Below are 22665 nucleotides of genomic sequence, written 5' to 3'. Positions count from 1 at the left end.
CGTGACGAATGCCGCCCCGCCTCACCGGCGGGGCGGCACTCGTGCGCTCTGGAGTGCATGTGCCCGGACCGGGAACGTGAGGGAAAACCCAGGATTCCCTTCCCCGGGAGTGCACAACGGAACGTTTTGTCAGTAAGGTGATCCCGTCGAGACGCCACCCGCGCAGCGAGCGCTGCGCGGGTGGCGTCTGTACGTGAGATTTTCACGAGAGTTATCGAGAGGTTGCCGCGGCCGCGGCGCGAGACGGATCAAGCGGAGGGAAGACGAGTTCATGCGAGTTGGGGGTTCGACGAGAACAAGCGGATGGGCCAGGCGTACCGCCGCCGCGATTGCTCTGGCGGTCGCACTGCCACTGGGCGTGACCATGGTGGGCGGCGGCGCAACGGCATCCGCAGCCTTCGACCCCGCCGCACAGGACTTCTGGGTCGATTCCGCCATGGGACCGATCAAGAGCCGCATCTGGCGTGCCGCCGACGGCAACACCAACCGGGTCGTCTACCTGCTCGACGGTCTGCGCGCGCAGGACGACCTGAGCGGCTGGGAGGTCAACACCGACGCGGGCCCGTTCCTCGCGTCGCAGAACATCAACGTCGTCCAGCCGGTCGGCGGACAGTCCAGCTTCTACTCCGACTGGATTTCGAACTCGAACCTCAACGGCCAGAAGACCCCGTACAAGTGGGAGACGTTCCTCACTCAGGAACTTCGCGACGCACTGGCGAACCGCCTCGGGTTCCAGTCCACCCGTAACGGCGTGATCGGCCTGTCGATGGGTGGCAGCGCCGCCCTGACCCTCGCCGCCTACCACCCCGAGCAGTTCAACTACGCGGGCTCGCTGTCCGGCTACCTGAACATCTCGGCTCCCGGCATGCGTGAGGCGATCCGCATCGCGATGCTCGACGCCGGCCGCTACAACGTCGACTCGATGTGGGGCCCGCCGTGGAACCCGGCGTGGCTGCGCAACGACCCGTTCGTGTTCGCGAACAAGCTTCGCGACAACAACACCCGCCTGTGGGTGTCGGCCGCCAACGGCATCCCCGCCCCCGGCGGAGCCGCACCGACCGGATTCATGGACGTCTTCAACGCGAGCACCGGTGCGAGCCTCGAGGCGCTGTCGCTGGCGAACACCCGTGCCTTCCAGGTCAAGATGGCGACCCTCGGCGCGAAGAACGTCACCTACAGCTTCCCGCCCCGCGGCATCCACACGTGGCGTTACTGGCAGCAGCAGATCCACGATCTGGCCGGCGACCTCGGCAACACGATCGGGTAGCTCGGAAGTAACAATTGCACCAGCTGTAACAGCGCGGCACTCCCACTCGTCTGTCGTTTGCGTGTAGAAAGAACCGGAACGCGAGGCCGTGCTCCGTGTTGGCCTCGACGCGCAGAGAGAGAGTGAACGTCATGCGAGTAGGCCTGTTCAAGGCAGAACGTCAGCGTTCGTCGGCCGGAAATGTTCGAAGGCGGACGCTGGCCTCGCTTGCCGCTGTGCTCGTGGTGCCGGTGGCGGTCGGGTTCACCCAGACCGCCACCGTCTCGGCTGCGCCCGCCGCCGCGCACGCTCCGGTGGCCACACAGGCCCCGGGCGGCGCGACGATCCATCACGTCGACTGGCTCACCGACCGTCGCGTGGCGATCTGGATCAACTCCCCGTCGATGGGCGTGCCGATCCAGGTGCAGATGCTGCTTGCGCGCGACTGGAACTCGAAGCCCACCGAGAAGTTCCCGTCCGTCTACATGCTCGACGGACTCCGCGCGCAGGACAACGAGAACGGCTGGACGCTCGAGACCGACGCCGAATCGTTCTTCGCCGACAAGAACATCAACGTCGTCCTCCCGGTCGGCGGCCAGTCCAGCTTCTACTCCGACTGGGTGGCCCAGGACAACGGTCAGAACTACCAGTGGGAGACGTTCCTCACGAAGGAACTGCCCCCGATCCTCGAAAGCGACTGGCGCACCACGCAGACCCGCGGCGTCATCGGACTCTCGATGGGCGGCACCTCCGCGATGTTCCTCGCGGCCCGCAACCAGGGATTCTTCACGTTCGCCGCGTCGCTGTCGGGCATGCTCACCACCACCGCGCTCGGCATGCCGCAGGCCGTCGCGTACGCGATGAGCGACGCGGGCGGATTCGACGCGGACGCGATGTGGGGTCCCCCGACCAGTTCGGCGTGGGAGGAACACGACCCCTACCTGCTGGCCGACAAGCTCAAGGGCGTCAGCCTGTACATCTCCAGCGGTAGCGGAACCACGGGCCCGTACGACCAGCCCTCCGGAATCCCCGGCGTCAGCACCAATTACGCGGGCATGGGCCTCGAGATCCTGTCGCGGCTCACGTCCCAGACCTTCGCGACCAAGCTCAACAAGCTGGGCATCCCCGCCCAGGTCAACTACCGGCCGTCCGGCACGCACTCATGGCCGTACTGGCAGTTCGAGCTCCACCAGCTGTGGCCGCAGCTCGCCAGCGCCGTCGACGTCGAACCCGACAAGCCGGTATGCACCACAGGCGGTTCCATCGCCGGGGTCGCCGGCGCGAACCCGTGGATCGGCGACTGCCTCACCCCCGAGTACAGCCTCGCGGGCGGCACGGTCCAGGACTTCCGCAACGGCCGGATCTTCGCCAAGTCCGACACCGGCGCGCAGCCGGTGGCCGGCGCCATCGGCGGCGTCTACCAGGCGACCGGTGGTCCGGGTGGGCCGCTCGGCTACCCGACGACGCCCGAACTGGCCACCCCCGACGGTCGCGGTCGCTTCAACCACTTCGAGCACGGGTCCGTGTACTGGTCGCCGCAGACCGGGGCGCACGCCGTCCGCGGCGCGATCCGCGACGAGTGGGCACGTCAGGGCTGGGAGGGCGGACCGCTCGGATACCCGGTGGCCGAGGAAGTTCCGACGCCAGGCAAGGACGGCGCGGTGCAGGGCTTCGAGATCGGCGCCATGTACTTCAGTCCGGCGAACGGCACCCACCGCGTGCAGGGAATGATCATGGGCAAGTACGCCGAACTCGGTTACGAGGGCGGGTGGCTCGGATTCCCGAAGACCAGCGAGATCGCGGTGAAGGACGGCGGCCGGTTCAACCAGTTCGAGGGCGGCAACATCTACTGGAGTCCGCTGTCGGGTGCGTGGGCCGTGGAGAACGGACCGATCTTCGACGCCTGGAAGAGCGCCGGCTACGAGGGCGGCCGGCTCGGCTTCCCGATCAGCGACAAATTCGCCATCCCCGGCGGAGTTCAGCAGAACTTCCAGACCGGTTACGTCACAGTGATCGACAACAAGGCCGAGATTCACTGATGGCCGGACCGCACTAGAAATCTCACGCGCAGCGGGCGGGGCGGGGTCCAGCGGACCCGGCTTCCGCCCGATCTGCGTCTGTACCCTGTCGAGAGACAACGACTTGGAAAGCAAGGACGGAAATAGATGCCGCAGCACTCACGTATCAGCACCACCTTCCGACGGGCGATCGCCGTAGGCGCGCTCGCCGTCGCAGCGAGCGGATTGTTGGTCGGGTGCGGCAGCGACGATTCCACGGCGACGTCGAACCCGTCCACCAGCGCCGCGACGTCGGCTGCGGCGTCCAGTTCCGCCGAGAGTTCGGCGTCCGCCGCGCCCAGCGCGAGCGCCTCGGCTTCGGCCTCCGCGCCGGTGACGAGCCCGGGTGAGGCGGCGACCGCGCCGCCGCAGCAGCCCGAGGAAGTTCCGGGCGATTTCCCCGGCCCCGCCGAGGTCCCGGTCAGCGCCGAAGGCCAGAAGTTCCTCGACGCGCTGAAGAGCAAGGGCATCGAGCCGGCCGCTGACGGCACCATGGCCGTGAGCACCGCCGACTTCATCTGCCAGGCCAAGGCCGAAGGCAAGAGCGACGCCGAAGCGATGGTGTTCGTCACAGCGATGGTCGGCACCGAGGCGTCGGCTGCGGGTCAGGAACTGACCCAGGAGCAGGCGACGGCCAACGCACAGACCTACATGGATGTCGCCCACGCGACGTACTGCAAGTAGACGCCGATGTCGTTGACCGGGCGCGGAACGCGGAAGAAGAAGAGCAGCCTCCTGCGCAAGCTGATGGTGCTGATCGTGATCCTGTTGGTGATTCTCGTCGCAGTGATCGCGCTCTGGTATCTCCTCGCAGGGCGGCTGCCCAAGCCGATCCCGACCCCTCCCGGTCCCGAGCGTCCCAACGCCCAGCCGGCCAGCTGCCCCGACGTCCAGGTGGTGGTCGTCCCGGGCACGTGGGAGTCCAGCGCCGTCGACGACCCGTACAACCCGACGGCCAACCCGGCGTCGCTGATGCTCAACGTGTCGCGGCCGCTGCAGGAGCAGTTCGAGCCGTCGCGCGCCGATGTGTACACGGTTCCGTACGTCGCACAGTTCTCCAACCCGGTCGCCTTCCCGCCGGACGGGCAGCAGTCGTACAACAACAGCCGCGGCGCGGGCACGGCCGCCACCAACGACATCCTGATCCGTCGTCACGCCGAGTGCCCGCTGACCAGCTTCCTGCTCACCGGATTCTCCCAGGGCGCGGTCATCGCCGGCGACGTCGCGTCGAGTATCGGCGCAGGTGACGGTCCTGTTCCGGCGGATCTCGTACTGGGTGTCGGGCTCATCGCCGACGGTCGCCGCGACCCGGCCGCCGCCACGAATATCGGGCAGCCGGTCGCCGGTGTCGGAGCCGAACTGTCGCTGGCCGGTCTGCAGATCCCGGGAATCACGATGACCGGTCCCCGCCCCGGCGGTTTCGGTGATCTCACCGACCAGGCGGTCGAGATCTGCGCCCCGTCGGACGGAATCTGTGACGCCCCGGCGCAGGCGTTGAAACCGAGCAACTGGATCGGAAGCGGTCTGCGTCTGCTCGAGTACAACAACAACCCCGTCCACGCGCTGTACAACTCGTACGTCGTCGACGACTCCGGCACCACGGCCACGCAGTGGATCGCCGGTTGGGCTGCCGAGAAGATCGAAGCCGCTCCGACCCCGGCACACAGTTGATTTTGTGGCGGATGGGTTCACCGTGGTCGGTGAGCCGTGAAACGTCCCAAACAGATAGGCGAGACGCGTACTGGCCGGTAGTGTGCGTTTCTCGGCACCGGTAGAGTGCTGCACTGTTGCGGCATCACCGGTGCCCGACCCCACCGATGTTCACGTCCTGAAACGCGGGCGTTTCACCACAGGAGAAGCTATTCATGAGTTCCGACGCCAGCTCGTTGCGTAAGTTCCGATTCGCAGCAGGCGGAGAGGGCAACGCGGACGAGGGCGGCGCGCGTCGGTTCGTCAAGCTCGCGCAGAAGGCCGAGGAACTCGGGTTCGACAGCTTCATGATCCCCGACCACCTGGGTAACCAGGTGGGACCGATCGCCGCTCTGGGTGCACTCGCGATCGCCACGGACAAGATCCGGCTCGGCACCGCCGTCCTCGCGAACGGGTTCCGGCACCCGGCGATCCTCGCCAAGGACGCCGCCACCATCGACGTCCTGTCGGGTGGTCGCCTCGAACTCGGCATCGGCGCAGGCTGGATGAAGGAAGAGTTCGACAAGGGCGGCATCGACTACGAGCGCCCGGGCATCCGGATCGCCAAGCTCGAGGAGACCCTGCAGATCCTCGACGTGCTGCTGCGCGGCCAGGAGTGCAACTTCGACGGCAAGTACTACCAGATCAAGGGCCTCACGGGCAGCCCGCGACCGCGGCAGGGCCCGCGTCCCCCGATCGCCGTCGGCGGCGGCGGCCCCAAGATGCTGGCGCTCGCGGCCAAGTACGCCGACATCATCTCCGTGGCGACGCCGACCAGCAAGGAAGGCAAGCTCCTGCTCTCGGGTGTCACGCTCGAGAAGACGATGGAGCGCGTCGACCGGATCCGGGAGGCTGCCGGCGACCGGTTCGACGACATCGAACTGAACTGGACGATCACCACCATCGTCATCACCGACGACCGTGAGCAGACCGCCGAGATGGCGCTCGCCGCACTCGATCAGGGCTTCCCGCCGAACATCGAGGTCGACACCAAACTGTCCGTCGAAGACATCCTGAGCTCGCCGTATCTCGCGATCGGAAGCTTCGAGGAGATCGCCGATCAGATACGTATGGTGCGAGAAAAGACGACAATGTCTTACGTCGGTGTGTTCCCCACACAGATGGATGCGTTCGCGCCGATCATCTCGCAACTGAAGGGCGAGTAGACGCAGCGTACCGAGGGCGGCGATGCCAATCTGTAACATATCGATGGTTTGGAATCGATGAACTTATTCGGGTGAGTGGCGTGTTACGTCATTCCCCACGAGTTGTACAAGATCCGATTCGGCGAAGGAAGTCTGGGGCGCAGTCATGCCGGTGGCATGCCTGTGTGATCGCTTCGGAGGAGATGGAATGAACGCGAAGTTCGATGATTTTATCGACGAGAAGGGCCATATCAGGCTCGACTCGGGAAGCACGCTGGTCGACTACGTCCAGCGGCACACCCGGGAGAACTCGGACGAGCTGGCATACCGCTACATCGACTATTCGCGGGACAGAGACGGCGAAGCACAGGAGCTGACCTGGGAACAGTTCGGCCACCGCCTGCGCGCCGTCGCGGCTCGCCTCCAGCAGGTCACCAAGCCCGGCGACCGTGTCGCAGTCCTGGCGCCGCAGGGTCTCGATTACGTCATCTCCTTCTTCGCCGCCATCCACGCCGGAACGATTTCGGTGCCGCTGTTCGACCCCGACGAACCCGGCCACACCGACCGTCTGCACGCCGTCCTCGGTGACTGCACGCCTGCCGCCATCCTCACGGCCACCTCCTCCGCCGCGGGTGTTCGACAGTTCTTCCGGTCCCTCCCCGCCGCCCAGCGCCCCCGCATCATCGCCGTCGACGCCATCCCCGACAGCGTCGGCGAGTCCTGGGTGCGCCCCGAGATCGATCTCGACGACGTCGCGTACCTGCAGTACACGTCCGGTTCCACCCGTGTGCCCGCCGGTGTGGAGATCACGCACCGCGCCGTCGGCACCAACGCGCTGCAGATGGTCGACTCCATCGAGCTCACCGAGAATTCGCGCGGCGTCACGTGGCTGCCGCTGTTCCACGACATGGGTCTGCTGACCGTCATCCTGCCCGCCCTGGGCGGCAAGTACATCACCATCATGAGCCCGCGTGCGTTCGTGCAGCGGCCGTACCGGTGGATCAAGGAACTGGCAGCGGTCTCCGACGGTGCGGGCACGTTCGCGGCCGCACCCAACTTCGCGTTCGAGCACGCGGCCGCCCGCGGTCTGCCGAAGAACGGTGAGAGCCTCGACCTGAGCAACGTGATCGGTCTCATCAACGGCAGCGAGCCGGTCACCACGTCGTCGATGCGCAAGTTCAACGAGGCGTTCGCGCCGTACGGCCTGCCGAAGACGGCGATCAAGCCCTCGTACGGCATGGCCGAGGCCACCCTGTTCGTGTCCTCCACCCGGCACTCGGACGAGGCCCGCGTCATCTACGTCGACCGCGACGAGCTCAACGCCGGTCGCGTCGTGAAGGTGGACCAGGACGCCGAGAACGCCATCCCGCAGGTGTCGTGCGGCTACGTCGCCCGCAGCCAGTGGGCCGCCATCGTCGACCCGGAGTCGCGGATCGAGCAGCCCGACGACCGGGTCGGAGAGATCTGGCTGCACGGCGAGAACATCGGGATCGGCTACTGGGGTCGCACCGACGAGACCGCCGAGACGTTCCACAACAAGCTCACCAACCGGCTCGCCGAGGGCAGCCACGCGGAGGGCACGCCCGAGGACGCCAACTGGATGCGGACCGGCGACTACGGCGTCTACATCGACGGCGAGCTGTTCATCACGGGCCGCGTCAAGGACCTCGTGATCGTCGACGGCCGCAACCACTACCCGCAGGACCTCGAGTACTCGGCGCAGGAGGCGAGCACCGCGCTCCGCCCCGGTTTCGTCGCGGCATTCGCGGTCCCGGCCAACCAGCTGCCCGCCGTCGTGTTCGAGAACACACATTCGGGTCTGAACTATGACGCGGGCGACTCCTCCGAGCAGCTCGTGATCGTCGCCGAGCGCGCACCGGGTGCGGGCAAGGCCGACCCCCAGCCGATCGCCGACACGGTGCGGGCGGCGTTGTCGAGCAGGCACGGGGTCACCGCGCGCGACATCCTGCTGGTGCCCGCGGGCTCGATTCCTCGTACGTCGAGCGGCAAGATCGCCCGCCGCGCGTGCAAGGCGAGCTACATCGAAGGCACCCTGCGCGGCGGATACACGCAGACGGCCTTCCCCGATAGCGTTTCCGAATAGTCCACTTCCTGACGGGTAGCTTGGTGAGTTGATGGCTGAAAAAGATGATGACCGGACCAGCAGCACAGGTGACATGACGGTCGCGCAGCTGCGCGAGTGGCTGCGTAACTGGATTGCCGACGCAACCGGGCAACCGGTCGGTCAGATCACCGACGACCGTCCGATGGAAGAGTTCGGTCTGTCGTCTCGCGACGCCGTCGCGCTCAGCGGCGAGATCGAGGAACTGGTAGGCGTCACGCTCACCGCGACCGTCGCCTACCAGCACCCCACCATCGCGTCGCTGGCCACCCGCATCATCGAGGGCGAACCCGAGCAGCTCGACGACTCCGCGGACGCCGCGTACTACGCGTCGGCGCCGACGTCGGATGCGCACGACATCGCGATCGTGGGCGTGGCCTCCCGTTTCCCCGGCGCGGGTAAGACTCCTGCAGAGATGTGGCAGATGCTCGCGGAGGGCCGCGACGGCATCTCCGACCTGCCCGAGGGGCGCTGGGAGGAGTTCACCTCCGACCCGCAGATCAAGGCGGCCGTCGAGAAGGCCAACACGCAGGGTGGCTACCTCGACGACGTGAAGACCTTCGATGCGGAGTTCTTCGCGATGTCCCCGCTGGAGGTCGCGAACGTCGACCCGCAGCAACGCCTCGCGATGGAACTGACGTGGGAGGCACTCGAGCACGCGCGCATCCCGGCCAGCGACCTCAAGGGTGAGCAGGTCGGTGTGTTCATCGGCAGCTCGGCCAACGACTACCAGCTGCTCGCGGTCAGCGACCCCGTCCACGCGCACCCGTATGCGCTGACCGGTACGTCGACGTCGATCGTCGCCAACCGGGTTTCCTACTTCTACGACTTCCGCGGGCCGTCCATCGCCCTCGACACGGCGTGCTCGTCTTCGCTCGTCGCGGTGCACCAGGCGGTGCGCTCGCTGCGGTCCGGTGAGTCGGATCTCGCGCTCGCCGGCGGCGTGAACATGCTCGTGGCGCCGCCCGCCACGCTGGGCTTCGACCAGCTGGGTGTGATGGCCCCCAACGGCCGCATCAAGGCGTTCTCCTCCGACGCCGACGGCATGATTCGCGCCGAGGGCGGCGGTCTCGTGGTCCTGAAGCGTCTCGAGGACGCGGAGCGGGACGGCGACGAGATCCTCGCCGTCATCGCCGGCAGCGCGGTCAACCAGGACGGCCGCTCCAACGGTCTCGCGGCGCCGAACCCGGATGCGCAGGCCGACGTCCTGCGCCACGCCTACCGGGATGCGGGCATCAACCCGGCCGGCGTCGACTACATCGAGGCGCACGGCACCGGCACCATCCTCGGCGACCCCATCGAGGCGGATGCGCTCGGACGCGTCGTGGGGCGTGGACGCGCCGACGACCAGCCCGCGCTGCTCGGCTCTGCCAAGACCAACTTCGGTCACCTCGAGGCAGCCGCAGGCGCCGCAGGCCTGATCAAGGTCGTGCTGTCGATGCAGGAAGACACCCTGCCGCCGACGCTGAACTTCGCCGGACCCAACCCGTACATCGCGTTCGACAAGGCGCACCTGCAGGTCATTCCCGAGGGTGCGGCGTGGCCGCGCTACACGGGCACGGCCGTCGCCGGTGTGTCCGGCTTCGGGTTCGGTGGCACCAACGCGCACGTCGTCGTGCGTGAGTACACCGGGCCTGCCGCGGACGACGCGGCCGAGGTCACCGAGCCCGCTGTTCCCGCCGAGGAATTGGTCGCCGAGGCCGTCGAGCCGACGGTCGTTCTCGCGGTGTCGGGTGCGCTGCCGTCGCGTCGTCGCCGTGCCGCCGCGGATCTGGCCGACTGGCTGGAGACCGAAGAGGGCAGCACCACTCCGCTCGCCGACGTCGCGCGCTCTCTCGCCCGCCGCAACCACGGTCGCTCGCGTGCCGTGGTCCTGGCGAAGACCCGCTCCGAGGCCGTCACCGGGCTCCGCGCCATCGCCGCCGGAAAGCCGGGGCAGGGTGTGTTCTCGGCGGATTCGCCGTCGTCGAAGGGCGCCGTCTGGGTTCTGTCGGGCTTCGGTTCGCAGCACCGCAAGATGGCCAAGCAGCTCTACCTGGAGAACCCGGTCTTCGCGGCCGCCATCGACGAGGTCGACGCGCTGATCGAGGACGAGGCCGGCTACTCCATGAAGGAGAAGTTCCTCGACGACGCGATCGACTACGACGTCGAGACCTCCCAGGTCGGCATCTTCACCATCCAGATCGGTCTGGCGGCCCTGCTGCGTCACCACGGCGCCGAGCCCGAGGCCGTGGTCGGACACTCGATGGGTGAGGCTGCTGCCGCGTACATCTCGGGTGGTCTGCCGCTCGAGGACGCGGTGCGGGTCATCTGCGCCCGGTCCCGCCTCATGGGTGAGGCCGAGGCCACGCTCGAGGGCGACGACATCCGCCTGATGGCGCTCGTCGAGTACAGCGCGTCCGAGATCGAGACCGTCCTCACCGACTTCCCGCACCTCGAGGTCTGCGTGTACGCGGCCCCGACGCACACCGTGATCGGTGGCCCCGAGCCTGAGGTCAACGCCATCGTCGCGCGCGCCGAGGGCGAGGAGAAGATGGCCCGCGTCCTCAAGACGAAGGGCGCCAGCCACACCTCCCAGGTCGATCCGCTGCTGGGTGAGTTGGCCGCGGAACTGGCGGGCATCGAGCCGACCAAGCTGAAGCTGGGTGTGTACTCGTCGGTCGACCAGGACACGTACTACCGCGCCGGCCACGAGCCGATCCACCGCGAGGAGTACTGGACCAAGGGTCTGCGCCACAGCGTGTACTTCACCAATGCCGTCCGCCTCGCCGTGGGCAGCGGGCACACCACGTTCGTGGAGCTGGCGCCCAACCCGGTGGCCCTGATGTCCGTCGCCGCCACCGCGTTCGACGCCGGTCTGCACGACATGCAGCTCATCCAGACGCTCAAGCGCAAGGAGGACGAGCCGCTCGGTGTCCTCGCCGCGCTCGCGCAGCTGTACGTGCACGGGCACGCCGTCGACCTGTCGTCGCTGCTCCCCGAGGGCGACTTCGCGTCCGTTCCGCGCACCGCGTGGATCCGGAAGCCGTACTGGGTGGAGACCCGCATCGATTCCAGCGGCAACACCCGCGTCCCCGGTGCGCACGTGTCGCTGCCCGACGGCCGCCACGTGTGGGAGGTCCAGGCCGGCGCGGTCACCGACCTGCCCGCATTGGTCACCGCCGCCGCGTCGCAGGTGCTGTCGGACGTGACGCTCGCCGCGTCCGTTCTGCACGCCCACGCTCCGGCGGAGGGTACGCTCACCACCACGCTCAACTCGCATCCGGGTGGCGCGTCGCTGCAGGTGCACGCGAAGAGCGGCCCGAATTTCACGCTGCTGTTCGATGCCGCCGTCACGTCCGGTGAGGCGCTTCCCGAACCCGTCGTCGCGCCGCCGGTGCAGTCGACCTCCCCGGTGGAGGAGCTGCCCGAGGTCGTCGAGGATATCGGCGAGAAGTGGGACCCCAACGGTTCGCAGACCCTCGAAGACCGTCTGGCGCTGATCGTCGCCGAGTCCATGGGCTACGCCCCGGAAGACCTGCCCGCCGAGATCCCGCTCATCGAGTTGGGCCTCGACTCGCTGATGGCCGTCCGCATCAAGAACCGCGTCGAGTACGAGTTCGACATCCCGCAGCTGCAGCTGCAGGCGGTCCGGGACGCGAATCTGATGGAGGTCGGCAAGTACCTGCGCTACGCGGTCGAGAACCGCGAAGAGGTGCAGGCGCTGGCGGACAAGCAGAAGGCCGAGAAGGAGGCGGAGGAGGCCGCGGAGGGCGCGGAGGCCGACCGTGACTCGGAGGCTTCCGGCTCCCCGCTCGACGCCGAGGACACGTCCGTGGAGGCCGAGGCCGAGGCGATCCTCGCCACTACCCCGGTGCCGGCGACGGCCGCGGCTCCCGAGACGGCCCCCGTGGACAGCAAGGAGGCGTTCGCCGACGCGACCGGTTCCGACGTTCCGCCGCGCGATGCCGCCGAGCGTCTGACGTTCGCCACGTGGGCCGTCGTCACCGGCGAGTCCGCCAAGGGCATCTTCAACACGCTGCCGATCCTGAACGACGAGACGGCCGAGAAGCTGGCGGCGCGGTTGTCGGAACGCGCGAACGGTGAAATCACGTTCGACGACGTCCTCGACTCCACCACCATCGAGGAACTGGCTAACGTGGTGCGTGGATTCCTCGAGGATTCCGGCAAGATCGACGGGCTGGTCCGCGCGCTGCGGCCTCGCCCGGAAGGATCCGACGCCGTCCCCGTGTTCGTGTTCCACCCGGCCGGTGGTTCGACCGTCGCGTACGAGCCGCTGCTGAAGCGTCTGCCCGAGGGCACGCCGATGTACGGGTTCGAGCGCACCGAGGGTCCGATCGAGGTCCGGGCGGTGGAGTACCTGCCGCTGATCCGCGAGATCCAGGGTGACGGACCGTACGTGCTGTACGGCTGGTCGCTGGGCGGTGTGCTGGCCTACGCGGTGGCGAAGCTGCTGCGTGAGTCGGGCGCCGACGTCCGGATCGTCGGCCTGATCGACACGGTCATGGCCGGTGAGAAGGTCGAGGACACCCCGGACGAGATCCGTAAGCGCTGGCAGCGGTACGCCGCGTTCGCGAAGAAGACGTACAACGTGGACTACCCGCTGCCGTACGACAAACTCGCCGCGGCAGAGAGCGACGAAGAGCAGATCAAGATCCTGACGGAACTGCTCAAGCTGAGTGGCACGAAGATTCCGGGCGGAATCATCGAGCACCAGCGCACGTCGTGGCTCGACAACCGGGCCATCCAGACCGCCGAGCTCGAGCAGTACGACGGCGACGTCGTCCTGTACATGGCCGACCGCTACCACGACGACGTGATGAACCTGGAGCCCGCGTTCAAGACCCGGAAGCCGGACGGCGGCTGGGGCGACGCGGTGAAGAACCTGGAGATCATCCACGTGGGCGGCGATCACATCCAGATCGTCGACGAGCCGTACATCGCGAAGGTCGGTGCCGACCTCACCAAGAAGCTGGCGGCGATCCAGGCCGCCGGAACCGGAGCGCATCAGTGACCACCACCACCGCAGAGAAGCTTGCCGAACTGCGCGAAAAGCTTGAAACGGCAAAGGAACCCGCGGGCGAACAGGCTATCGCCAAGCGCGCGAAGAAGGGCATCCCGAGCGCGCGCGAACGCATCGACATGCTGCTCGACCCGGGAAGTTTCATCGAGGTCGGCGGCCTGATGCGCCAGCCCGGTGATCCGGGTGCCCTGTACAGCGACGGCGTGGTCACCGGCCACGGAACCGTCGAGGGACGCCCGGTCGCGGTGTTCTCGCACGATCAGACCGTGTTCGGCGGTTCCGTCGGCGAGATGTTCGGCCGCAAGGTCGCCGCGATCATGGAGTTCGCCGCCAAGATCGGCTGCCCCTGCGTCGGCATCAACGACTCCGGTGGAGCGCGGGTGCAGGATGCGGTGACGTCGCTGGCCTGGTACGCGGAGCTCGGCCGTCGGCAGGAACCGCTGTCGGGTATGTGCCCACAGATCTCGATGATCCTCGGCAAGTGCGCGGGCGGTGCGGTGTACGCGCCGATCAACACCGACGTCCTGGTGGCCACCGAGGAGTCGTACATGTTCGTCACCGGACCCGACGTGGTCCGGAAGATCACCGGCGAGGACGTCAGTCTCGAAGAACTCGGCGGCGCCCGGAACCAGGCCCAGTACGGCAACCTGCACCATGTGGCGGCCGACGAGAAGGCCGCGTTCGAGTGGGTGCGCAAGTACCTCAGCTTCCTGCCGTCGAGTTGCATGGAGAAGCCGCCGGTGGTCAACCCGGGTCTGGAACCGGAGATCACGGACTCCGACCGCGACCTCGACACGTTCATCCCGGACGCCGACAACGCCGGCTACGACATGCACGACATCCTGCTGCGGATATTCGACGACGGTGAGTTCCACGAGATCGGCGGGCAGGTGGCGCTGAACATCATCACCGGCTTCGCCCGCGTGGACGGGCGCACGGTCGGCGTGATCGCCAACCAGCCGCTGGTCGCGGCGGGCGCGCTGGACGCCCAGGCCTCGGACAAGGCCGCGCATTTCATCCGCATCTGCGACGCCTTCGACATCCCGCTGGTGTTCGCGGTCGACACGCCCGGGTTCCTTCCCGGCCTCGAACAGGAGCGGATCGGCGTCATCAAGCGTGGCGGCCGGTTCATCTTCGCGTTCGTGACGGCGACGGTCCCGAAGGTGACCGTCGTGATCCGCAAGGCGTACGGCGGCGCGTACGCCGTCATGGGCTCGAAGCAGCTGGGCGCCGACATCAACTTCGCGTGGCCGACCGCCCGCATCGCGGTGATGGGCGCGGAGGGTGCTGTCGACCTCATCGGGCGCAGGCAGATCGAGGCCGCGGGTGAGAACGCTCCCGCCGTCCGCAGGCAGCTGATCAACTTCTACAACGAGAACATCGCGACGCCGTACATCGCGGCGGAGCGTGGCTACATCGACGCCGTCATCGAGCCCGCCACCACCCGGCTCGAGATTCGCAAGGCGCTGACGATGCTGCGCGACAAGAAGGTGCAGCGCAACCCGCGCAAGCACGATCTGATGCCTCTGTAGGTGACTCATGCCGACCGCAGCTTCGGTTCGGTGTGGACGAACACCGGCGGCCGCGGGCGCGACGCCGCGAGCGTGTGCGCCGCGCGGAGGTCCGCGAGCACCGTCGCCGGGTCGGCCTGAATCTGCTTCGGCAGGTGCGTCACGACGATGATGCCCTCGCGCTGCATGCGCGCCCGCCGCCTCATCGTCGCCTCGTGGAGTTCGGGCGAGAAGTGGTACTTCAGCGAGTCGATCTCCCAGGCGACGGCGACATCGTCCAGCCAGCCGTCGGGACGTGCGATCCACAGCCCGGCAGCGGACAGGACGTCCACGTTGTGCCGCATCGGCGGAAGACCACTCGTCGCATACACCTTCTGCGCGTGGACCTCGGCGACGGAATGCGCGTCGTCGCTCAGTTCACGCAGGACCGCGCGGGGCAGGCGGCTTCCGCGGTCGCTGCCGTGCGCGAGTTCACGAACGAGTTCGTCGACGGTCACGTCGCCGCGCTGGATGCCGCCGGCGAGGAGCGCCCGGCAGCTGTCGGCCTGAAGCGTGCGACGTCCGGCGTCCAGGAGGCTGCGCGCCGGGGGAGCGAGGCGCAGGAGCCCCCGGTGGACCGGTGAGGGCATGCGCCACGTCCGCTCGACCTTCACGTACGCCCAGTCCCGACGGTGCCGGGTGGACGGGATGAGCAGCAGCACGTCGTTCCGGGCCGCCGACGACGTGTAGCCGAACGCGGCGAGCGCGGCGTGACCCGACAGCAGCGCGTCCGGACCGCCGTATTCGAGCGCCGCCAGATTGCGCTGCAGCGTCGTCGGCGGCCCGTTGTGCAGCAGGACCACGCCGGGGAGGATCCGCTGCCAGGGACCGCCGTCGGTGCAGCGTGCGGAGATGGTGCCCTTCGCGACCCCCAGCCGTTCCAGGGTGGCCGCGCGGATCACACCGCCGCGGCTGACGGCGGCTATCCCAGAGAGATCTTCGGCCCAGGTTCCTCGTCGCATGGGTCCGAGCATGCCGCGGGCGAATCGGACCGTCGCCGGAAAGCCCACGTCGGAAATTGCCCTGTGGATGGACGGAAGGTTGTGGACAACTCCGCGGGCGACGGAGCTTTTCGCCGTTTCGGACCGCCCGGCGCGGCGCCCGATGTGACATTCGTTCAGTCAGAGTGAACGCGTGTGACATCGGGCGTCGCAAGCAGGGCAGGCGCAGGCAGGCAGGTCTAGGGGCTGCTGTACACCCGCAGGGTGCCCGGCTTCCACAGTCCGGATCGGGTGGCGGTCTCGGTGTCGACCGTGGCCGCGGTGGCGTCCGGGTAATACCGGTCGAAGCGCTCGAGGGAGCCCCAGTCGCGGCCCCAGTCGTCCCGCATGTAGGTGGGGATGGCCGTGGCGCTGGCGAGCAGTTCGGTGAAGCCGAGGGGGCCACCGTTCTCCGGGGACTGCCAGGTGTCGGTCGAGCTGACGGCCAGCGGGCGGTCGGGGAGGATGCGGTAGTTCGGCATCTCCGCGACACCGTACTGGTGGTCGAACGGACGCTGGCACGGGAACTGCAGCCCGACGGCCCAGTCCAGCAGCACCGGCTGTGAGCTGCCGATCGTCGAGTTGAGGGTCTCGAGCTTCGGAACCCGCGGCGGGGTGAAGGCCAGCCACTGGTCGCCGGTGAGGTTGGGATCGTTGGCGACGATCCGAACAGAGTCGGCGTCGGGGGACAGTTCGCTGATCGGGACGCGCAGGTTGCGCCACGACGGTGCGGGACCGATGTCCTTGGGCAGGTAGGTGCCCTGGGCCTGCACGGTGCCGTCGGGCTGACGCTTGCCGTATTCGAGGAGCAGTGACTGACCGTAGGTGAGGGCGCCGGTCGAGTCGACCGACCAGATGCGGCCCGCGGCGGACATGACGATCAGCGGGGCGTCGTCGCTGCGCTCGGGGAGTGCGTACCAGCTGGACGACAGCGTCGCCGGTTCCTGCACGCCTTCCTGGTAGCTGCCCATGACGGGTGTGGTGCCGGGGTCGAGTCCGAACGGCAGCTTGGCGGTACTGCCGTTGACGCCGACGTTGCCGGTGCCGCCGCTGGTTCCGGCGCTCGATCCGGTCTCGAAGCTGGGCCCGACGCTCTGGTTGTCGGTGTTGCCCATGCCCTGCTTGACCTCGACGTAGTCGGCGGTCAGGTCGGACGGCACCCCGTTGGGGGAGAAGCCGACGGGATCGGCTCCGCCGAGCGGGTCGGCGGGGTTCGCCAGCGGCTGCGCGGGATCGTTGATGGGTGTGAGGTTTCCGCCGTTGGTGTCGCCTTCGACGAGGACGTCCTCGGCGAGTCCGCACGTCTGCCCGGTGAGGGAGTCGAAGTTCGAGCGTGCCAGCGAGTACGCCGGGTACTGGGAGACGGCGCCCTTGAGGAGCGAGAGGACCTCGAACAGCACCATGATGCCGGCGATGACGGTGAGCGGGGCGGCCGCGAATTTCCTGATCCGCCTGCCCTTCTCGGTGTTGGCGCGGGCGGGTGGCGCCGCGAATCCCTCACGCAGGTACTGCCAGGCGGCCAGCGCGACGGCCAGCGCGAACAGGACGAGGAAGAACGTGTTGGACTGGCGGCCGCCGATGGAGACGGTCTTGTCGAACCACGGCACCCCGTAACTCGAGACGTACCAGTAGCCGTTGATGCCCGCGAACGTCAGGGCCAGCATGAGGAGCAGGCCGGCGAGGAAGATCGTGCGGTTGCGGCGCGACCGCAGCGCGGACGCCGACACCGCGACGGCGGTGAGTGCGGCCAGGGAACCGGCGATGCCCGCGTACGCCCCGAAGTGGTGGGTCCACTTGGTGGGGTTGAACATCATGAAGAAGATCGTGCCGAACACGACACCGAGCAGACGCCACGACGGGCCGGTGGCGGCGCCGGGAATCCGCTTGCGGCGCAACAGGATGAACAGCGTCGTCAGCAGGCACAGGATCATCGTCAGGAACGCGAAACGACGAGCCACGGAACCGTCGACGGTCGGGACGAAGAGGTAGTAGTAGCGCAGGAAGTCCTTGTACCACTCGAGGTTCGGGCCGATCAGGGTGCGGACCCGGGTGGCCTCCATCACCGCGGCGACGGTCTGGTCGGCGAACACGACCACCAGGACGATCGTGCCCGCGGCCGCGATCGGAGCCAGCAGTGGCAGTGTCCCCACCTGGCGGTGGCGCTTGACGACGATCCGGACGAGCGGACGTGCGCCGGCGAGCAGGGCGGCCACACACATCAGTCCCGTTGGGGCGGCCGCGAGCGTGAACGCGCCGATCAGGACGGCGACAGCCGCGGGGAGGAGACGTCCGGTCGCGATGGAACGCTCGATGGAGCACCACGTGAGCAGGGCGCCGAGCGCCACGATGGGCTCGGGCCGCAGCCCGTTGTTGTAGGGCAGCCAGAACGCGAGGAAGACGAGTCCGCCGGTCCAGAGCGCGACCTTGTTGCGCCGGACGGACCGGCCGAGGCGCGGAGCGACCTCCCGGCTGATCACCATCCAGCACAGGATGCCGGCGATGAGGGCGGGCAGTCGCATGAACGGGCTGGCCGTCGAGATCTTCGCCATCGCGGCCAGGACGTCGTAGTACCAGCCGAACGGCGCCTCGGGGACACCGAACCAGCGGAAGTAGTTGGCCATGTAGCCGGCGTGGTCGGAGACCCGGGCCATGGTGAGCAGGTAGCCGTCGTCGGACGTGTTGGCGCCGATGAAGTGCCACAGAACCAGCGTGCCCACGACGATCGTGTCGAGTCCGGTGAACTTCCACCAGTGCGACGGCAGGAAGTTGCGGTGCCCGCGCCCGTCCGTGCCGTCGAGGCGGCCGAGGGCGACCAGGGCGACGGCCGTGGCGAGGAGGGCCACGATCATGGCGACGAGCTTGATCAGCGTGGGGCTCGACGAGAACCGGGAGTCGACGTTCATCGTGAACGACAGGCCTGCCGGCGCCGCCCCGTCACGGAGGTCGCTGAACACGCCCACCACCTGCGGGCGGAGGTCGCCGGTGAGGGAACCGGCGATCGGGTCACCGGTCGGAGTGGTCAGACCCACGAATTCGGCGGACGTCGCGTCGATGTTCGACGTGATGCGGATCTCGGTGCAGGCGCCCGACTGCACCTGTTCGCGCGGCGCCGTCGCGATGGTGACATTGCGGTCGAGCACGTCGACCGACCTGTCCGATACCCGCACGAACATCGCATTCAGTGCCGCACCCTCGCCCTGTGCGGGGGCGGTGGCCAGCAGGATTCCGCCCTGCGGGGGGAGCCCGGCCACGGCGGAACACGGGATCGCCGCCGACAGGTCGACCGGGACCTGCGACATCAGCGGTGCCTCGAGGTCGCCGACGACGCCGTTCTCCGGCCAGTTCACCGCTGCGGTGGTCTGTTGCACCGGCATGAACGGGGTGGCCACTGCCAGCACGAACCCGATGAGTCCGGTGACGATGGCGATCAGACGAGCGGTCCGGTATTCACTCCGCCGGTCCTGGCGAGCAGGTGGCGAAGTGGATTCGGCGTCGGAGACGGAAGTTGTCAGAGCGTCGGGCACGGTTGTCGATGGTATGTCAGGAACCTGAGTAGGCATATTGCCGCCTACCAGAGGGTAGGGACACTTCTAGTAGTAACGCACCGGTCCGGCCGACCAGGTACCAGACCTGGTCACCTGTTCGGATTCGACCCGCGCGGGCGTCGCCGACTCGTCGAGCGGTGTGTACCGCTCGAGCGAGCCCCAGTCGCGGTCCCAGTCGTTCGACAGGTAGGTGGCCAGGGTGCTCGCCGACAACAGCTGGTCGGTCCAGCCCAGCGGGCCGCCGCCGAACTTGTCCTGCCAGGCATTGGTGGACTCGGCGCCGATGCGGTCGGGGAGAACACGCCACTGCGGGACCTCGGCGACGCCGTAGCGGTGGTCGAAGGGCCGCTGGCAGGGGAAAGCGAGCCCGACGGCCCAGTCGAGGAGCACGGGGTCGCTGGAGCCGACGACGGTCTGCAGGGTCTGCATCGTCGGCACCCGGGGCGGTGTGACCGCCAGCCACTGGCCGGGGTCGGTATCCGGGTCGTCCGCGACGAGCCGGACCGTGTTCGCCTCGGCGGGCAGCTGGTCGAGTGGCACGCGCAGGTTGCGCCACGACGGGGACGGCCCGATGTCGATCGGGTCGACGGTGCCGAGCGCGGTGACGGACCCGTCGGGGCCGGTGACCCCGTACTCGACCTTCAGACTCTGACCGGGGGTGACGACGCCGTCCGCGTCGACCGACCGGATGCGCCCGGCGGCCGAGAGGGTGAGGATCGGTGCGTCGTCGCTGCGGTCGGGCAGCCCGTACCAGCCGGTGGTGAGGGAGGCGGGTGTCTGATCCCCGCCCGGCTGGTAGCTGCCGAGAACCGGGGTCCGGGCGGGGTCGAGGCCGAACGGCAGCGTCACGGTGCTGCCGTTGACGCCGGCGGTGGCCTCGGTACCGCCACCGGTGCCGGAGCTGGTGCCCGTCGTCGTCTCGTCGGTCTCGGTGTCGACGGTGTTCGCGCCGCCGGTGGCGATCTTCTCGGAGTCGGCGGTGAGGTCGTCGGCGATGCCGTTGGGGGTGAAGCCCTCCGCGGACGTCGTGCCGAACGCGCCTGCGCCGTTCGGGTCGGTGACCGGGGTGAGCGGCTGCAGCAGTGCGGCGGTGGGGTCGGTCTCGACGAGGACCTCGTCGGCGAGCGCGCACGAGTTGCCGGTCACCGACTCGATGTTGGCCTTCGCGATGGAGTACCCGGGGTACTGCGCGACAGCACCCTTCAGCAGCGACAGCACCTCGAACAGGACGACGGCACCGGCCGCGACGGTCAGCGGCGACGGCGCCAGCATCCGGGCACGTTTGCCGTTGGGCTTCTTGCCGCTCTCGTACGGTTCGCGGACGTGGTACCAGGCGGCGAGGAGCAGCGTCAGGACCGTGAGGCCCAGGAACAGCGTGGAGAAGCCCTTGCCCGCGATCATCGGCGGCTTGTCCCACCACGGGACGCCGTAGCTGGACACGTACCACCAGCCGTTGGAGCTGGTGAACGCGACCGCGAGGATGAACAGGACACCCGCGGCGAACAGGGTGCGGTTCCGTTTGGAGCGGATGCTCGCGGCTCCCACCCCGACCGCGGCGAGCACCGCGACGGAGCCGGCGAGACCCGCGTACACACCGAAGTGGTGGGTCCATTTGGTGGGCGTGAACATCATCAGCAGCAGCGACGCGAACACGATGCCGAGGATTCGGCGGGACGGTCCGATCGCGGTCCCGGGCACCTTCCCCTTGCGCAGGATCAGCATCACGCAGACCACGACGCACAGCAGCATCACGAACACGCCGAAGCGGCGGGCCAGCGAGCCGTCCGGCGAGATCCCCATGAGCGAATCCCAGCGCAGCCGCTCGTCGAACCAGGCCACGTTGGGGCCGAGGGCGGTGCGGACCCGCGTCGACTCGAGCACCGTCGCCAATGTCTGATCCGCGAAGACGGCCACCATGACGACGGTTCCCGCGGCGAGGATCGGCAGGATCTGGGACGCGAATCCCACCCGGTGGCCGCGCGCGATGACGATCTGCAGGATCGGCCGCGCACCGGCGATCAGGGCGGCGATGCAGATCAGGCCCGACGGTCCGGCCGCGAGAGAGAACGCGGCGATGAGCACGGCGACGGCACCGGGGAGGAGTCGTCCGGTGGCGATGGCGCGCTCGATGGAACACCACGTGAGGAGGGCGCCGAGCGCGATGACCGGTTCGGGACGCAGCCCGTTGTCGTACGGCAACCAGAACGCCAGGAAGACCAGCCCGCCGGTCCAGAGGGCAGTTCTGTTGCGCCGCACGGCCACACCGAGGCGGGGAATGACCTCCCGGCTGATCACCATCCAGCAGAGCAGGGCGGCGAGGAGCGTCGGCAGTCGCATCCACATGCTCGCCGTGCTCACCTTCGCCAGCGCCGCGAGGAGTTCGTACGACCACCCGAACGGCGCCTCGGGGACACCGAACCAGCGGAAGTAGTTGGCCATGTAGCCGGAATGCTCCGACACCCGCGCCATGCCGAGGAGATAACCGTCGTCGGAGGTGTTGGCGCCGACCACATGCCACAGCAGCAGCGTCCCGATCACCACGGCGTCGACACCGGTGAACTTCCACCAGTGCGCGGGCAGGAAGCGGCGCGCGCGGCGACCGTCGATGCCGTCCACACGGTGCAACGCGTACAGCGACGTCAGTGTTGCGAGGACGCACACGATCATCGCCAGCAGTTTGAGCAGGGTGGGGCTGGACGAGAATCGGGAGTCCGGGTGGACGTGCACGTTCAACCCTGACGGCGCCGCCCCCTGCAGGTCGGTGAACAGGCCGACCATCTGCGGGCGCTGGTCGCCCTCGACGGAACCGGCGAGGGGTTCGGCGGTGCCCGTGATCTCCGCCGACGTCCGCTGGTGGTCGGACGTGACGGTGAGGGCGGTGCAGCCCTGGACATCCGCGGCGTCCGCCGAGATCAGGGAGATGCCGCGAATCGTGACGTCGACCGTGCCGCCGGCGCCGCCCTTCACCACGAGGCCGTTCTTCTCGAAGTCGGGCGCGCGATTCGGGAGGGTGGAGACGACGGTGCCGCCGTCGGGTCCGAGTTGCGTGAACACCGAGCACGGCACGGTCACCTGCATGTCCAGCGGTGTGTACGAGACGAGTGGCGCCTCGACGCTGTTCACGGTGCCGTCCTGCGGCCAGTCGATCGACGCGGCGTCCTGCTTCACCGGGAGGAACGGGGTGGCCAGCGCGAGCACGAACCCGATCAGGCCGGTGACGATCGCGACGAGCCGGGAAGTGCGGATGGTCCGAAGGTCAGGCGGCGGGGGTTGGGACGGCACAGGACGATGTTAGGCGATGGTGGCTC

General features: G+C 68.2%; 11 protein-coding genes. 8 read left to right on the top strand and 3 right to left on the bottom strand.

The features are described from left to right. Window positions 1-271 precede the first annotated feature (271 nt). The 8 genes from QM693_RS23795 to QM693_RS23760 all read left to right on the top strand — a co-directional run bounded on the left by QM693_RS23795 (window position 272) and on the right by QM693_RS23760 (window position 14814). A complete protein-coding gene (locus QM693_RS23795) occupies window positions 272-1267 on the top strand; it encodes an alpha/beta hydrolase (RefSeq protein WP_280781876.1) in 996 nt (331 codons plus the stop codon). 131 nt (window positions 1268-1398) lie between these two features. Next, window positions 1399-3285, top strand: coding sequence for an alpha/beta hydrolase-fold protein (locus tag QM693_RS23790; protein ID WP_283332642.1), 1887 nt, complete (start codon window positions 1399-1401; stop codon window positions 3283-3285). Between the two features lie 126 nt (window positions 3286-3411). After that, window positions 3412-3987 carry a DUF732 domain-containing protein gene (locus tag QM693_RS23785; protein ID WP_005260437.1) on the top strand — a complete coding sequence of 192 codons (576 nt, stop codon included), beginning with the start codon at window positions 3412-3414 and terminating at the stop codon, window positions 3985-3987. 6 nt (window positions 3988-3993) lie between these two features. Further along, on the top strand, window positions 3994-4974 hold the full coding sequence (locus QM693_RS23780) for a cutinase family protein (RefSeq protein ID WP_283353600.1): 981 nt from the start codon (window positions 3994-3996) through the stop codon (window positions 4972-4974). Window positions 4975-5168: 194 nt separating this feature from the next. Beyond that, window positions 5169-6158 (top strand): LLM class F420-dependent oxidoreductase, encoded by a 990-nt coding sequence (locus QM693_RS23775; protein WP_005248835.1) that lies wholly within the window; start codon window positions 5169-5171, stop codon window positions 6156-6158. A gap of 187 nt (window positions 6159-6345) precedes the next feature. Then, entirely contained in the window at window positions 6346-8241 is a 1896-nt protein-coding gene (gene fadD32, locus QM693_RS23770; protein ID WP_283353599.1) for a long-chain-fatty-acid--AMP ligase FadD32, read from the top strand. A gap of 73 nt (window positions 8242-8314) precedes the next feature. Further along, the gene (gene pks13, locus QM693_RS23765) at window positions 8315-13273 is read left to right on the top strand and encodes a polyketide synthase Pks13 (protein WP_283353598.1); all 4959 of its coding nucleotides are present in this window, start codon (window positions 8315-8317) and stop codon (window positions 13271-13273) included. Continuing rightward, window positions 13270-14814: an acyl-CoA carboxylase subunit beta gene (locus tag QM693_RS23760; RefSeq protein ID WP_005565873.1), complete on the top strand. Its 1545-nt coding sequence runs from the start codon at window positions 13270-13272 to the stop codon at window positions 14812-14814. Before pks13 ends, QM693_RS23760 begins: the two co-directional genes overlap by 4 nt. A gap of 5 nt (window positions 14815-14819) precedes the next feature. On the opposite strand, the gene QM693_RS23755 is transcribed toward QM693_RS23760, so the two are convergent. The 3 genes from QM693_RS23755 to QM693_RS23745 all read right to left on the bottom strand — a co-directional run bounded on the left by QM693_RS23755 (window position 14820) and on the right by QM693_RS23745 (window position 22639). Further along, window positions 14820-15794, bottom strand: coding sequence for a hypothetical protein (locus QM693_RS23755; RefSeq protein ID WP_283353597.1), 975 nt, complete (start codon window positions 15792-15794; stop codon window positions 14820-14822). Window positions 15795-16012: 218 nt separating this feature from the next. Beyond that, window positions 16013-19336 (bottom strand): arabinosyltransferase domain-containing protein, encoded by a 3324-nt coding sequence (locus QM693_RS23750; RefSeq protein ID WP_280781872.1) that lies wholly within the window; start codon window positions 19334-19336, stop codon window positions 16013-16015. Window positions 19337-19402: 66 nt separating this feature from the next. Continuing rightward, complete coding sequence (locus QM693_RS23745) at window positions 19403-22639, bottom strand: arabinosyltransferase domain-containing protein (protein WP_283332644.1); 3237 nt, start codon at window positions 22637-22639, stop codon at window positions 19403-19405. Window positions 22640-22665 lie beyond the last annotated feature (26 nt).

Source organism: Rhodococcus sp. IEGM 1305, from assembly GCF_030058635.1.
Classification (GTDB): domain Bacteria; phylum Actinomycetota; class Actinomycetes; order Mycobacteriales; family Mycobacteriaceae; genus Rhodococcus_F; species Rhodococcus_F opacus_D.
The sequence above is the reverse complement of the archived record's forward strand: the minus strand, read 5'-3'. Positions and strand labels throughout refer to the sequence as shown.